This window comes from Bradyrhizobium sp. JR4.3, assembly GCF_040547695.1.
Lineage (GTDB): Bacteria > Pseudomonadota > Alphaproteobacteria > Rhizobiales > Xanthobacteraceae > Bradyrhizobium > Bradyrhizobium canariense.
In genome coordinates, this window is record NZ_JBEPQF010000069.1 from 1 (window position 1) to 13,678 (window position 13,678).

Consider the following 13,678-nt stretch of genomic DNA (forward strand, 5'->3'; position numbering starts at 1 on the left):
CGCACGGCCGGGTCGACGTGTTCAAGGACCTGCTCGCCTCCGACGTCGAGCGGCTCCACGTCCTGATCACGCGCCATGCCAAGGCGACCGGCTCCCGGCGCGCCGCCGACATCCTGGCCAACTGGAAGGACTGGCTGCCCAAATTCCGCAAGGTGATGCCGGTCGAGTACCGGCGCGCGCTGCGCGAAATGGCTGCTAACGCGGACGCCGAACCGAACCGCGATTGAGCTCCGGAAGCTGAGACAGTACCACCGACATTCCGAACACCGCACGCGCCCGATGATGATAAAGCGCTAATACCGCTCCCATACGCGTCCGGCCAGCGCAACCCGAAGCAGATCCTCACGAGAGGGCCTGCTGAGACGTTCATGCCTCGTGATCGAGATCGTTTTGACGTCCCCACGCGTCGTTCTGAGGAAGGTACGGGATCGGGGCCCTGGAGCGCAATGACAGTGAGGGTTGCACGACAGCAGGTGAGGGCTGCGATACGCTCGCCGTCGCCCGTCAGTTGAAGTCCATCGAAGATCGGCAAAAAGCCGCTTGATTTCGTCGTCACTGCGCTGCTGATTGCATCAATCAAGATCATTGTCCCTTACTGTGGGCAATCCCGACGAAGGCGCTTGGAATAGCGCGCGCCGCTTTGCCAGCAAGGCGCACACCAGAGTCACACTCTGCGCCGGTGGTTCGTACATGCCACAAGCATCGCAATTGGCGACCCCGAAGTTGAAGTGCGAGCGCCGTATGGCGCAAATGGGAGATGCATGGGGAGATTCCAGGTAACGCCGACATGATGGCGAGAATGCGCAATGACTATCATGCTTCCAACCACGGGTCGGCGAGGTTCTGCGCGGTATGCGGTGGGAAGATTCGGGCTTCTCCGCTACTACTGCTGGCAAACGGCGCTTTGTTCTATGAAATGGTGCAACCACCTACACGCGTGGCGTGAGGCCGACCACAAATGGATTCGCCTATTGCGAACTGGTTGATGCGTGGCACTCGATTCGCTGCGGCCGCGGCCGTGCTCTCGCAAGACGGACGCCGGCAGAATAGTTCTGCTGCAATCATGGACGCAGACGCGACGCTTTCAACAGTGAGTGGACGAATGAGATGACAGAGACCTCGGCAACTATCATCTACTTCACTGCTTACAGGATGCAGCGCGCTGCGGCCAAGCTGTCATCCGACACGGTCGGCCCGATAGCGCACTATGAAGCGGTCGCATCCTTCTATTTCTTCTGGTGCTTGCTAGCCTTCATCCCGTTTGCCTCGCTCGATCTGCTGCGCATCGGAACAGCAACCTTCGAGAGCAATCCTTAGTGACCCCGCGAATGGCCGACCCCGAGGCTGAAGGAGAAATCCACCCGCCTGCGCGACCTCTCGCGCGTGCTGTTGATTACAGCGACGGCCACTCGGGCAGGTATCTCCGATCGAGTCCAGCACCTCGGCGAGTTCAGCGACAGCTTCGTCCCCCGACACTCCTTGCGGCGGATCTTGCCGAGCGATTTCGCTGGAGCGGATGCGGGTCGGCGCTGTCCTGCGTCCAGCCGTGCTCCTCGCACTCGCGGATGGCGCCGGCTTTCCGCAGCACGGAGATCGCCCAGCTGTTGAGCGTGCAGTTCGCCGGCGGTCTTTCCTCGAACATCAGCACAGTGATCGCTCCTCGCGACATCCCAGCTCCGGTCAGGCCGCTGAAGGCCTGGAGCACAACGCCAAAGCTGATACATACACCGTCGATCAGCCCTCTGAAGTATGACTGCGAATAGGAGCCGATCATCATTGGAATGTTTGGATCCCGATGGACGCATTCTGCCGGACCCTCGCGGCCAGCCGCCCCTCGGCGCAGTTGACGACAGTACTCATGGCCAACACACGACTAGCAGAGCGGCCGTGTGATCTCCCAAACCTAGGCCGACAAGTCCATCACGAGGGTTTCAGAGCCAGTCCCGGGCGAGGCGGTACAGTGCCTCACTCTGGGTACAGTGACTCTGTCTGCGGCAGACTCGCCGAGCCGGCGAGGGGGTGTCTGAGGCGATGCCTCAGACCGGGCGGTTTTCGCCTCTGTTCTTCACCGGCTCCATTTTGGCCAAGCCGTCCTCGTATGAGATCTCGCAGTATGATCCACCAATGTCCTTGGCCGCGTCGAGCAAGTAGTCGAGTCTACCGGCCGTACCGAACTTTTTGATATCGTTCTTGTCGACGCCGGCGAGGTCCATCATCTCCTTCCACACCGTGGATTCGTCGCAAGGCAGAATGCGGAAGGTGATGTCGCCTATCTTGATGCGGTACTTCGCGAGCAGATCAATGTTGTTGCAGAAGATGAAATAGCTGCCTTTGGGGCTCAGCCTGCCATTCAGCACCTTTGCGGCCTCGGGTAGATACGCGAAGGAATGCAGATATCCGGCAAGGACTGGGATGGTCGGCTCGCCTTCCTGCGCGATCGCAAGAACTTGTTCGATGGAATAGTCCGGCGGTCGTTTTTCGTCGGCCAGCTGAGCTTGGAACTTCAGCGCGATGTCGCCCCGGAATCCAAATCGCCCCGACTTCGTTGTCTCACTCTTAAGCACCGCATTCAATAGCCGCCCCTCCTTGTCCAACGGGCCAAGAGCAGTGTTGTCAATCGACGTCATGGAAAGGCTCCTCATCAATGCGTGGTGTGCACGCGTCGCGCAAAGCGACGCGTGTGATACGCTTATGCAAGTTGTTTGCCGTACGCTATTTCCGCGGCGTAAGCGGCAGCTTGGCGCTCTCTGCATGGATACGTGCTGGCACCGTCACGAGGACTTGGCCGGATGACGCGGCGGCCGGCAAGCTTGGTGTCGAAAACCTGACACACAGGTCGCGAATCGATCAGTGGCCGCGTGAAAATCCTTCATTTTAGCTGCATCTCGACTGGCATGGGATTTGCGAATCGTGCCTTGCAACAAGACCTGAGAGCGAGTCAGAAATGATCAACCTAACGGATAACGCCGTCAACGCATTGAAGGCCGCAATCTCCTCGACAGCGCAGCCAGCGAGCGGGTTGCGAATCATGGTCGAAGGCGGCCGCTGCGAAGGGTTCACATACAAGATGGATCTCGCGCCTGGGCCCAGCTCCGATGATGCCGTGATCGAGCAAGGCGGCATCAAAGTCTTCGTCGAGGGCGCGAGCCAGGCGCATCTCAACGGCACCACGATCGATTTCGTGGTGTCGCCCGATGGATCGGGGTTCCGATTCGACAATCCAAATGCCAAGTCGAGCTGCTCCTGCGACAAATCGTGCAGGTGAGCCTGTCCTCGGACCATCCGCAATAGAAGGGCGTCGAAACATGGGCATCAAGACTGCACCAACGAAGCAGCCTCCGAGTTTTGAGCCTTCCGATCGCGAGAAAATTGTCCGTGCCGTGCTCGATGAGAATCGGGCGAGCCTCAGGCGTGATCGTGGAGATTGTGAGCTCATTGTCAGGCTCACCGGCACCTGCATGTCATGCAAGCATGCGTGCACGACGCTCGCGGCCATTCAGGCGGGTCTGATCGAGCGGCTCGGCGAGTTCGTGCGCCTGATCCCGCTCCCCGGAGCTGCCAAAGTGAGACATTAAGTGCAGAGCGGACAGTCCGTGCGGTCGATCTACCTGGATAACAACGCGACGACCCGCGCACATCCGTTGGTCGTTGCGGAGATGCTGCCGTTCTTCTCTACACGATTCGGCAATGCGTCGTCCGCGCATGCATTCGGCAGCGAGGTTGCACTCGCATTGAAGCAGGCGCGCCGGAACCTGCAGGCCTTGGTTGGCGCGGCATTCGATCATGAGATCGTGTTCACCTCCGGCGCCACTGAATCCGACAACACAGCCATCCTGTCTGCGCTCGCCGTGCAGGAGGGGCGCGACGAGATCGTCACAACGGCTGTTGAGCATCCGGCCGTGCTGTCCCTTGCCGAGGAGTTGGGGCGACGAGGAATCAAGACCCATGTCATTCCGGTCGATGCAAGCGGCCGATTGGACATCGAGACTTATTGCAACGCATTGTCGAGGCGAACGGCAGTTGCCTCGGTCATGTGGGCCAATAATGAGACGGGTACGATCTTTCCGGTGAAGTCCCTCGCCAAGATGGCGCGCTCCGTCGGCGCGCTCTTTCACACCGACGCAGTCCAGGCGGTCGGGCGGATTCCGATTGTCCTGAAGGCTACGGACATCGACATGCTGTCGCTCTCCGGCCACAAGCTCCATGGTCCGAAGGGGATCGGCGCGCTGTATGTGCGGAAGGACGTCAAGTTCCGGCCGCTGATCTTCGGCGGCGCACAAGAGCGGCGTCGCCGCGCTGGTACCCAAAACGTTCCGGGTATTGTTGGGCTCGGCAAGGCGGCGGAACTCGCTGGGGCAAACCTCATACAAGAGCAGATGCAAATTGGCGCCCTTCGCGACCGGCTGGAGCAAGGCATTCTCGCCCTCGGCTGTTGCATCGTGCTTGGTCACGTCAAGAACCGCTTGCCAAATACGTCTAACATTGCCTTCGAGCATCTCGAAGCAGAGGCCATCGTCCACCATCTGAACCGCAACGGAATTGCCGTCTCACTCGGTTCAGCCTGCGCGTCCGGCTCGATGGAGCCATCGCATGTCCTTCGCGCGATGAGAGTACCACCGGCCTTTTTGCGCGGTGCGGTTCGCTTCTCGCTGTCGCGCGAGACGGCGCCGAATGAGATCGACCGTGTCCTGCAAGTCATGCCGGACATCACTGCCAAACAGAGAGCCTTGTGGCGTGCGTGTCAGCAGCGCGCGGGCGAGAGCTCACAACGTGCGGAGCTCCCATGAAGGTTATGATTCGCCGTTCGCCCGAGACGGGCCTTTCGATTTATGTGCCCAAGAAGGATCTTGAGGAGCCGATCGTCGAATGGGAGCACGAGACGCTGTGGGGTGGTTGGATCAGAATCGCGAACGGCTGGGTGCTCGACCTACCGGCGATGGCGAGTGACACCACCCTACCGATCACTATCAACGCCAAGAAGCGCGGCGGTGAAGCAACCGAATGATGAATGCTGCGGTTCCATAAAACCTCGCCAATCGGCGGATGCGGAAGCTATTCTTGGCAGGGCGGTCCGACACCTGCGAGGAACGCGACACCATTCCATGGCTTTGGCCTGCCGTGACCGAGCGTACTGATCACTCCAGAAGCCTGCCAGCGCCCTTGTGATCGCAATGTCTGTCAGCTTTCCAACATGAGTTGTAAAACTCACATTCGAGCGGGCGCTACCTAACTACTTGATGCAAACCGCAAAAGTCATTTGTGGCAGGCATGGCACGCCAGTTGCTCTTAGCTTTTCAGAAACGGCTCTCAGGATGCTTGCCGGATTGGTTCGGCTTGCGAATAGAATTGGAAAAATGAGTACTTCAGCGCAACACCAGGTATCCTGCGGCGGCGGCGAGATCAGCGAGACCATGCAAGCGGTCACTAAGCACAAGGGCTGCGGTACCATCGGCGGTAGCGGGAAGGCGAGCTGCGGATCTCAGACCGGCATCGGCAATCTGCCAAATGAAATCTGGGAAAAGGTGAAGAACCATCCCTGCTACAGCGAGGAGGCGCACCACCATTATGCCCGCATGCATGTCGCGGTCGCACCCGCCTGCAATATCCAGTGCAATTACTGCAATCGTAAATACGATTGCGCCAACGAATCGCGCCCCGGCATTGTCAGCGAGAAGTTGACGCCGGAGCAGGCCGCCAAGAAGGTGCTGGCGGTCGCTTCCGCCATCCCTCAGATGAGCGTGGTCGGCGTTGCCGGCCCTGGCGATCCGCTAGCGAATCCGGACAAGACATTCAAGACGTTCGAGCTTTTGAACAAGCTCGCGCCAGGTATCAAGCTGTGCCTCTCGACGAACGGTCTTGCGCTAGCCGATCATGTCGACACGATCGTAAGACTCAAGGTCGATCACGTGACGATCACGATCAACATGATCGATCCCGAAATTGGTGCAAATATCTATCCTTGGATCTTTTACCGCCATAAGCGCTACACCGGTGTTGAAGCTGCAAGCATCCTCAGCAACCGGCAGCTCCAGGGCGTGGAGATGCTCACCGCGCGCGGAATTCTGTGCAAAGTCAACTCGGTGATGATTCCCGGGATTAACGATCAGCATCTGGTTGAAGTGAACAAGGCTGTGAAGTCGCGCGGGGCCTTCCTGCATAATGTGATGCCGCTGATTTCGTCGCGCGAGCACGGCACCGTGTTCGGTCTCAGGGGGCAACGCGGCCCGACCGCACAGGAAGTGACAGCGTTGCAAAATAGCTGCGAAAGCAGGATGAACATGATGCGTCATTGTCGCCAGTGCCGGGCCGATGCCGTTGGGCTGCTCGGAGAGGACCTCGGCTCGGAGTTCACCATGGAAAAGATCATGGCGATCGACATCAAATACGACGAGCAGCCCCGAAAGGAGTATCAGGCCAAAGTCGAGAAAGCGCGCATCAGGAAGCTTGCGGCCAAGCAGGAGGAGCTTGCGGGGCTTGCCAGCGCTTCCAACGAAATCAAAGTGCTGGTGGCGGTTGCTACCAAGGGCTCGGGATTGATCAACCAGCACTTCGGTCACGCTAAGGAGTTCCAGATCTACGAGCTCTCGACTTCAGGTGCGAAATTCGTTGGTCACCGTCCTATCCATCCCTATTGCCAGGGCGGCCATGGCGAGGACAGCAAGCTCGAAATCGCCATCGGCGCCATCAAGGATTGCCATGCCGTATTCGTGTCAAAGATCGGCGGTTGCCCGAAGGCCGAATTGATCAAGGCGGGCATCGAGCCTGTCGATCAGTACGCCTGCGAGTTCATCGATGCCTCGGCGATCGCCTGGTTCAAACTCTATCTCGATAAAGTCAATGAGGGGAAGATCAAGCACGTTGAGCGGGTCGATTCGGCCCGCCACAATGCGCTGATTTCCGCCGCCTGAAGGATGGGTTCAGACAATGCCGTTCAAGATCATCGCCTCGCAATGCACGGGCTGTTCAGCGTGCGAAACGCAATGCCCAAATCTCGCTATTTCTGAAGTAGCCGGCGCTTTCCAGATCGATTCGGAGCAATGCACCGAGTGCGACGGCTACTTTGACGAACCGCAATGCGTGGCGGTTTGTCCGGTTGACAACACATGCGTACTCGACCCAGCACTGCCACGCCGTCGCGCGGCCTCTTGAGGACCACAACATGGATTTCACTACGACACGAACGGTTCAGAAACTCGGGCGGATGATGCCTCGCCTTGACGAGGCGTTGACTGCGGCTGTCGCCCTCCCAAACCGGCTGGACGGCTCGCCCTGGTCGCCGACTTTTTCGTCAGTTGGCAAGCCATATTCTGGCGACGCGAACGTCGAGGGCAACGCGTTAAGCTATTCCTGTCGGCCCGAAGGTCGCGGTCTTGAGCGTCGAGGGTCGATTTCGCCGAAGAGCCCAAGAGCGGACCCGTCTTCCGCGATATCAATCCAGCCACCTGTGGCCATCATTGAACAGCTATCCTATCACCTCAATGAAGACGCAGAAAATCAACCCGTGTCAAGCCAAGGCGTTCGTGATGCGAATATGATTTTGCTGCCGACCCGCGCGGTCGTGCCACTAGCCCGAATTCGGCTGCTATGAGAGCACCTCGCGTGGGTCTTGCTATTCTCGCTCAAGGCTTGCTGCCCAGTTGGAGATGCGTCTCGGGCAACTCGAGGAAGGACGCCGGTTGTCGAGAGACTGCGGTTGCGGTCCCGCGCACAAGATGGCGCCCAGGTTTGTGAGGCACGCTCGAGCTGATGGGCGGGACCATGAGTGATGTCATCCACGATGCCCTCAGTTGCCGAGGCAATCAGGCCGATTGTGTACGCTGCGCGTCTCGCGCTGAACCGCATTGCGGGCTGCCGGCTCAAGCTCGTTGCGTCAGCGACGGACTCGCGTGCAGCATCGGCGGCTTCCTCAACATCAATCATAGGCTCGCGGATCGCCATCTCAAGCATCCGTTTTGGGGTGCGGGCCTTGATGGTGACGCACTGTCATCCCCGGTGGCTCATCCAATGCGTGGTCGCAAGCTGCGCCGCGGTGCGGGAAGCGGGGGACGGCAGCATGAGTAACATCGCTCGTGATAGTGACATCGTCGAGTTGACGGACGCGCCCCTCTATGATTATGGCGACAAGGTGCGGGCCAACCGCACCATCCGCAACGACGGCACTTATGTGGGCAAGGAGATCGGTGAGGTTCTCGTCAAGAAAGGCGAGCTTGGCTATGTCGTCTCGATCGGTACGTTCCTGCAACAATTTTACATCTATGGCGTCGAATTCCTCGAATCCGGCTGTCGGGTCGGCATGAAACGCAAGGAGCTCGATCTAGTCACGCGAAGCCACAGAGGCGAGGAGCCTTGCTTGTCAGGAGAGGCACCCTGATGATCGAACCAAGGTTGCCAAAATACCGCTCAGGCCAACGTGTCAAGGCGGCAATCGATTTGCTCAACGACGGTTCCTTTCCCGACGCATCGGCGGAAGAGTATCTGGTCAGCGTCGGACACATTGGTGAGATCGTCCAGGTCGGTCACCATACGGAAGCGAACCTACCCATCTATATGGTCGACTTCGGCAAGCAGTTGGTGGTTGGGTGCCTCGAGGCAGAGATCTCCGCAGTCCAGGACATCGCGCAATGAACGCCTCCATCATCAGACGACATCATTCCGGATTGCCTGCGCATCCCAACGAGCTCGACCGGTGGCGGATCGTGCGCGCGCTGACGAGGCGCGAGCGCTACCGATATGTCTCGCCAAAGGTGACACCGGTTGCTGGCGGCTATCTTGTCGAGAGCCGGTGTTGCTCAGGCAATATTGATGCGGAGGGAGGCCTCGCCGACGTCGCGCTGTTGCATCACGATAAGACTGGGGCGGCATGGCAGCTGTTCCGCAAAGATCACGGCAAGGGCGTCTGGGAGTGGCATTCGACCCATCAACGGCTTGACTTAGCGACAGCGGTTCTGAACATCGACCCTGAACGTTTGTTCTGGCAATAAGGATTATGGACATGGTGCTTGCCGCAGGCGAATTGACGAACATCGAGCAGACGCTCGCCGCTATCGATACAGCGTCTGAGCCCTGCCTCACGCTCCGGGAGAAATTTCCACATCTAGCCTGGATTTGTTGCGAGGCCTCTGACATGACGCAGAGTCCGATCCGCCGCGTTGGACAGTTCGACCTGCATCTGCTCGACAGTAGCGGTCAGTGTGCACAGATTACGAATAATCCGCAGCGTGCCACCGGCATTTTGCTTGCCAAGCGCTCCGGCAACTCATGATCAAGTAATCGCCTGCCGGTGACAAACTCAGCCAGGACGGCTAGGCCCGCCGGTTGTTTACGCATGCGGTAGTGACCAGCCCGGGAAATTCACGAAGCTCGTTCGTCGGGTCCATGAGACTGGGGCAGGCGATCGTTCCCCGCAGCGGAATTGCCCGGCTATCTCAACGTGGCTAATTAGGTCAGGAATACTGCGGCAGAACAATTAGGACCGGCGAGCCGTGCTCAACCAGTCGACGAGGATCTGGTATCGCAAGATTTGCCCTTGTGAGAACTTTCACTTAAAGGCGCTTTCCTTCGGAAAATAGGACAAGACGTTCGTTCTTCGTGCGGTAACGCCGTGCACTCGCCGTGGAGGCCGGTTGATGATGCGCGCGCGCAAGTGAGGCGTGCGAGTGTCCCGACTGATCCAGCGCACTTAATACTGGCGCCTAGCATCTTTGTACGAAATGTTTGGTGAGCTGAGGTCGGAGCATTCAAGCTCGAGTTGTCTTTCGAAGACGCATCGAGCGTCCCTTCTTTATGGCGTGATTGGTCGTGGTCGAGTAGCTCAGCCATTTGGCTTTCGCCCTCACAGATCCGGGCAGGCGGCTTTCCCGCACCCGGCTCTTCCCGAGGGTAACCCGCGTCATATCCGCGCCTGCGCCCAAGTGCGAGTGATGCGTGGAACGGGCAGACGGAAGCGTGCCGTCAGGGCCTCGAACTCCGACCAGCCCATGCGCCGACTTTTCTGACTGCGCCGTCTCAGACAGTGCAGCCAGATCCGACGCACTTCGCGGTAGAAGCCGTTAAGCGCTGGATAATTGTGCGGCCTGCCGTAGTAGCCGTAGTGTCCACGCAGCACTGCGGCGAACCACTCGTGCTGGGTGGCCAGTGACTCGTGCATGAGCCGCCAGGCCTCCTGGCGCAACGCCGTCAGCTTGCGCGTCAGGCGTTTCCCTTCCGTCTTGTGCTTCACGATAAACCGGCCGTCCCGGGTCCGCCCGCAGTAGTGGGTGAAGCCGAGGAAGGCGAAGGTCTCGGGTCGCCGCTCGCCGCGCCGCTGACGCGAGAGGGCCGCAAATCGACCGAACTCGATCAACCGCGTCTTGCCCTCATGAAGCATCAGGCCAAAGCTGGCCAGCCGCGCCTTGAGGGCCAAGAGCATCTCCTGCGCATCCACCTTGCTCTCGAAGCCCATGACGAAGTCGTCCGCATAGCGAACGGCCACAACGCGACCGCGTGCGCGGCGACGGCGCCATTGATGGGTCCAGAGATCGAGGATGTAGTGCAGAAAGATGTTGGCGAGGAGCGGACTGATGCCCGCCCCCTGCGGGGTATCCCTGTCCGTTTCTTGCTTCTCGCCGCTCTCAAGAACAAGAACGCCGGCCCGCAGCCACAGCTCTATGAGCCGCAATATGCGAGGATCGGCGATCCTGTGCGCCACCATCCGCAGCAGCCACTCGTGGTCGACCGAGTCGAAGAAGTTGCGTATGTCGGCATCGAGCACCCAGTTGACGCGCTGGCTCATGATCGCCGTGTGCAAGGCGTCAAGCGCCATATGAGGATTCCGCCCCGGCCGGAAGCCGTAGGAGAACCCGAGGAAGTCGACCTCGTAGACGGAGCTCAGCACCTCGGCTACCGCGCTTTGGACAATCTTGTCCTCTAGCGCCGGCACACCGAGAGGCCGCTTACCGCCGTCGGCTTTGGGGATGTAGACTCGTCGCACCGGCTGTGGCCGGTAGCGACCCGTGTGGACGCGTCCGCAGAGCTCCCGGAGGTTATCCGTGAGCCTCTCTTCGTACTTCGCCACCGTTATCCCGTCGACCCCCGCGCTGGCCTGCCGCTTTTGTCGTCGAAACGCCCGACGCAGAGCGTCCTCGTCGACGTGGTGCAGCAAGGCCGTGAACCGGGTTTGGGCAGCCTGCTTGGCTGCCGTGTTCACCCGTTCGAGGTTCGGCGGCAAGGCAACCCGGCTCTGTGTCCGGACCCTGGCCTTCTCGCGCGGGCTCCCCTCGGGCTGGCCCCTTCCCTCCATGCGTCTCGTTTCCTTCGACGACTTCACAGGTACTATGGACCAGTCCGACTCCCGACTTCAGCTCGGACCGCGGCTCTGGCACTGCCTTGCCGCTGCCCCCCGTTGGAGACCAATCCAACGGACCCGGTCGGGCCTCTCATGTTCCGATGATTACCTTCCATGCGTGATCCGGCCATCGACCCCGACGGAGCGGCATCGTCTCGCATAACGACGATGCTCATGCTGCCTTCGTGTTTAGGGAACACACTCGGCCTCCGCGAACATCCACCTTTCGAGGCTCATTCCCGCACCCCGCATGGCTCCTGTCTACACTTCGAACCCCGCGTTGCCGCGACGCCCGCAAGACTCGGTCCCGGCCTGCCTGCTTCGGCTTTGGCCGGATGGGACTTGCACCCACAAGCATTCATCAGCTTGGCATGACGTACTCCCCGGTGGTGGTGTAGCTCGGTAGAGCAAAGCCGCCCGGACGCGCGCCCCCCAATAGCGCCGTAGCGGGCGGGCGGCTTTGCGGTGGTCACCGGCAGTTCTCCGGTAGGATCGGGTTGCGACACGCCAACGCAACCGAGGAACCACCGATGACCGACGACATGATGAACCTGCGCACGCTGGTAGAGAAGACCCCCGACGCCGATCTGCTGCGCGAGATGATCGGCTTGGCCGCCCAAAGGCTGATGGAGCTGGAAGTCGAAAGCCAGACCGGGGCGGCCTATGGCGAGAAGAACCCCGAGCGTCTGGCCCAGCGCAACGGTTACCGCGACCGGATCTGGGAGACCCGCGCCGGCGCGGTCGAGCTGCGCATTCCCAAGCTGCGCAAGGGCTCCTACTTCCCGGGCTTTTTGGAGCCGCGCCGGATGGCCGAGAAGGCGCTCACCGCCGTGGTGCAGGAAGCCTACGTGCAGGGCGTCTCGACCCGCTCGGTGGACGATCTGGTGCAGGCCATGGGCATGACCGGTATCTCCAAGAGCCAGGTGAGCCGGCTGTGCGGCGAGATCGATGAGAAGGTGAATGCCTTCCTCGCCCGTCCGATCGAGGGCCACTGGCCGTATCTGTGGATCGACGCCACGTACGTTAAGGTGCGCCAGAATGGCCGCATCGTCTCAGTCGCGCTGATTGTCGCGGTCGGCGTCAACAGCGACGGCCGGCGCGAGGTTCTCGGCATGGACATCGGGCCGTCCGAGGCCGAGACGTTCTGGACGGCGTTCCTGCGCAAGCTCACCCGCCGCGGTGTGCGCGGCGTCAAGCTCGTCGTGTCCGAGGGTCAGCTCGCGCGATGAACGAGCTGACTGGTCTGCCGAAAGACCGGCCCGCTTGGCCCAGACCTCATCGGTTGTCATGGTTTTAATCAGCGACTGATAGAGGCGCGTCTGTGAATATAGATCTACCACCCGGAAATGCGGTGTCCGCGAGCGTGCCTGCGGATCATCAGCTCGGCCGGCAGACGTCATTCGGCGCTAAGCTGTCTCTCGCTGCTAGGCTCTGAACCTAAATAGCGCCACGTGATTCTCTTGCCTCCCTGTTCTTGATTCGGGGGCGAGACAATGCGCGCGGGGTTGTTTTGGTTGAATGATAGGCAATGGGCTCGTATCGAACCTCATCTGCAACGGCACTGACGGGGCCGGATCGGGACGACGTCGGCGCATCATCAGCGGTATTGTTCACATGCTGCAATCGGGTGCGCGATGGCGTGATTGTCCGCGCGAATACGTCCTTACACGACGATCTACAACCGCTTCAATCGCTGGACCAAGCGCGAACGATGGTGCGCAATGTTTCAAGCACTGCTCAAAGCTGGCAAAGATGCCGTCGTGCTATCGCTCGACTCGACTTCGATCAAAGCTCATCGGCGTGCCTCCGGCGGAAAAGGGGGGAGCACAATCAGGCAATCGGCCGCTCGCGGGGAGGCCGTACGACAAAAATCCATGCGCTGAGCGATCCGCTCTGCCGACCGGTCGTCGTGCACCTGACCCACAGGTCAGGATGCCGACATCGCTGCCGCGCCCGATGTTCTGGCGCTCGCACCGCCCATGAGCGCGCTGCTGGCTGACAAAGGGTACGACGGCGACAACCTTCGGCCGAAATCGCTGGTCGCGGCGCCAAGCCCGTCATTCCCAATAAATCCAACCGTGTCGTCATTCATCATTTCAACAAACGCGCCTACGGAGGCCGAAATGTCATCGAAACGCTCCTTTTGCCGGCTCAAGGACTTCCGCTGCATCGCCACATGATACGACAAGCTCGCCCGGAATTTCTTGGCCGCTGTTCAGCTCGCCGCTCTCGTCGCATATTGGCTCAATTGAGTCTGTACCCTAGCACTACTTTGGCAGAGTTTAAGCTGCGCGGGATTCCCAAATCAGTTTTTTTGTGACTCATGGGTTGTCGGCTTGTGGAGGGGCCGACCAT

At 60.0% G+C, this 13,678-nt stretch carries 14 protein-coding genes and 3 pseudogenes; 14 read left to right on the forward strand and 3 right to left on the reverse strand.

All coding sequences use genetic code 11. The annotated features are described in order from the left end of the window. Positions 1-227, forward strand: a 227-nt coding sequence (locus ABIB91_RS40985) for a hypothetical protein (RefSeq protein ID WP_354172808.1), incomplete at its 5' end; no start/stop codon positions are given. Between the two features lie 880 nt (positions 228-1,107). After that, complete coding sequence (locus ABIB91_RS40990; RefSeq protein ID WP_354172813.1) at positions 1,108-1,317, forward strand: hypothetical protein; 210 nt, start codon at positions 1,108-1,110, stop codon at positions 1,315-1,317. Between the two features lie 93 nt (positions 1,318-1,410). Here the strand turns inward: ABIB91_RS40990 and ABIB91_RS40995 are convergent. After that, positions 1,411-1,648, reverse strand: a pseudogene (locus tag ABIB91_RS40995) (hypothetical protein); the annotation flags it as partial. A 388-nt stretch (positions 1,649-2,036) separates the two neighbouring features. Continuing rightward, the gene (locus ABIB91_RS41000) at positions 2,037-2,627 is read right to left on the reverse strand and encodes a hypothetical protein (protein ID WP_354129610.1); all 591 of its coding nucleotides are present in this window, start codon (positions 2,625-2,627) and stop codon (positions 2,037-2,039) included. A gap of 317 nt (positions 2,628-2,944) precedes the next feature. On the opposite strand from ABIB91_RS41000, the gene ABIB91_RS41005 reads away from it, so the two are divergent. From ABIB91_RS41005 to ABIB91_RS41050, 10 genes are all read left to right on the forward strand, one after another. Continuing rightward, complete coding sequence (locus ABIB91_RS41005; RefSeq protein WP_354129609.1) at positions 2,945-3,265, forward strand: iron-sulfur cluster assembly accessory protein; 321 nt, start codon at positions 2,945-2,947, stop codon at positions 3,263-3,265. Between the two features lie 40 nt (positions 3,266-3,305). Next, the gene (locus ABIB91_RS41010; protein WP_354172805.1) at positions 3,306-3,575 is read left to right on the forward strand and encodes a NifU family protein; all 270 of its coding nucleotides are present in this window, start codon (positions 3,306-3,308) and stop codon (positions 3,573-3,575) included. An 18-nt stretch (positions 3,576-3,593) separates the two neighbouring features. Continuing rightward, the gene (nifS, locus tag ABIB91_RS41015) at positions 3,594-4,787 is read left to right on the forward strand and encodes a cysteine desulfurase NifS (RefSeq protein WP_354129608.1); all 1,194 of its coding nucleotides are present in this window, start codon (positions 3,594-3,596) and stop codon (positions 4,785-4,787) included. Next, the gene (nifT, locus tag ABIB91_RS41020) at positions 4,784-5,005 is read left to right on the forward strand and encodes a putative nitrogen fixation protein NifT (protein ID WP_148742989.1); all 222 of its coding nucleotides are present in this window, start codon (positions 4,784-4,786) and stop codon (positions 5,003-5,005) included. Before nifS ends, nifT begins: the two co-directional genes overlap by 4 nt. A 349-nt stretch (positions 5,006-5,354) precedes the next feature. Beyond that, a complete protein-coding gene (gene nifB, locus ABIB91_RS41025; RefSeq protein ID WP_354172811.1) occupies positions 5,355-6,908 on the forward strand; it encodes a nitrogenase cofactor biosynthesis protein NifB in 1,554 nt (517 codons plus the stop codon). 16 nt (positions 6,909-6,924) lie between these two features. After that, positions 6,925-7,149, forward strand: a complete 225-nt coding sequence (locus ABIB91_RS41030) for a 4Fe-4S dicluster domain-containing protein (protein WP_354129607.1) — start codon at positions 6,925-6,927, stop codon at positions 7,147-7,149. 904 nt (positions 7,150-8,053) lie between these two features. Further along, entirely contained in the window at positions 8,054-8,371 is a 318-nt protein-coding gene (locus ABIB91_RS41035) for a nitrogen fixation protein NifZ (RefSeq protein ID WP_354129606.1), read from the forward strand. Further along, on the forward strand, positions 8,371-8,625 hold the full coding sequence (locus tag ABIB91_RS41040) for a nitrogen fixation protein NifZ (protein WP_354129605.1): 255 nt from the start codon (positions 8,371-8,373) through the stop codon (positions 8,623-8,625). Before ABIB91_RS41035 ends, ABIB91_RS41040 begins: the two co-directional genes overlap by 1 nt. After that, a complete protein-coding gene (locus tag ABIB91_RS41045) occupies positions 8,622-8,981 on the forward strand; it encodes a DUF3024 domain-containing protein (protein WP_354172802.1) in 360 nt (119 codons plus the stop codon). The genes ABIB91_RS41040 and ABIB91_RS41045 overlap by 4 nt, the downstream gene beginning before the upstream one ends. 11 nt (positions 8,982-8,992) lie before the next feature. Then, a complete protein-coding gene (locus tag ABIB91_RS41050) occupies positions 8,993-9,262 on the forward strand; it encodes a DUF6129 family protein (RefSeq protein WP_347882351.1) in 270 nt (89 codons plus the stop codon). A gap of 627 nt (positions 9,263-9,889) precedes the next feature. On the opposite strand, the gene ltrA is transcribed toward ABIB91_RS41050, so the two are convergent. Next, the gene (ltrA, locus tag ABIB91_RS41055; protein WP_354172799.1) at positions 9,890-11,305 is read right to left on the reverse strand and encodes a group II intron reverse transcriptase/maturase; all 1,416 of its coding nucleotides are present in this window, start codon (positions 11,303-11,305) and stop codon (positions 9,890-9,892) included. Positions 11,306-11,853: 548 nt separating this feature from the next. Here ltrA and ABIB91_RS41060 point away from each other — a divergent pair. Further along, a pseudogene (locus ABIB91_RS41060) lies at positions 11,854-12,534 on the forward strand (IS256 family transposase); the annotation flags it as partial. A 263-nt stretch (positions 12,535-12,797) separates the two neighbouring features. After that, positions 12,798-13,575: pseudogene (locus ABIB91_RS41065) on the forward strand (IS5 family transposase). Positions 13,576-13,678: the final 103 nt, after the last annotated feature.

What these genes read in the sequence shown, in the direction of transcription:
- ABIB91_RS40990 (WP_354172813.1), top strand. Translation starts at nt 1,108, where the DNA reads ATGACAGAGACCTCGGCAACTATCATCTACTTCACTGCTTACAGGATG.
- ABIB91_RS41000 (WP_354129610.1), bottom strand. Translation starts at nt 2,627, where the DNA reads ATGACGTCGATTGACAACACTGCTCTTGGCCCGTTGGACAAGGAGGGG.
- ABIB91_RS41005 (WP_354129609.1), top strand. Translation starts at nt 2,945, where the DNA reads ATGATCAACCTAACGGATAACGCCGTCAACGCATTGAAGGCCGCAATC.
- ABIB91_RS41010 (WP_354172805.1), top strand. Translation starts at nt 3,306, where the DNA reads ATGGGCATCAAGACTGCACCAACGAAGCAGCCTCCGAGTTTTGAGCCT.
- nifT (WP_148742989.1), top strand. Translation starts at nt 4,784, where the DNA reads ATGAAGGTTATGATTCGCCGTTCGCCCGAGACGGGCCTTTCGATTTAT.
- nifB (WP_354172811.1), top strand. Translation starts at nt 5,355, where the DNA reads ATGAGTACTTCAGCGCAACACCAGGTATCCTGCGGCGGCGGCGAGATC.
- ABIB91_RS41030 (WP_354129607.1), top strand. Translation starts at nt 6,925, where the DNA reads ATGCCGTTCAAGATCATCGCCTCGCAATGCACGGGCTGTTCAGCGTGC.
- ABIB91_RS41035 (WP_354129606.1), top strand. Translation starts at nt 8,054, where the DNA reads ATGAGTAACATCGCTCGTGATAGTGACATCGTCGAGTTGACGGACGCG.
- ABIB91_RS41040 (WP_354129605.1), top strand. Translation starts at nt 8,371, where the DNA reads ATGATCGAACCAAGGTTGCCAAAATACCGCTCAGGCCAACGTGTCAAG.
- ABIB91_RS41045 (WP_354172802.1), top strand. Translation starts at nt 8,622, where the DNA reads ATGAACGCCTCCATCATCAGACGACATCATTCCGGATTGCCTGCGCAT.
- ABIB91_RS41050 (WP_347882351.1), top strand. Translation starts at nt 8,993, where the DNA reads ATGGTGCTTGCCGCAGGCGAATTGACGAACATCGAGCAGACGCTCGCC.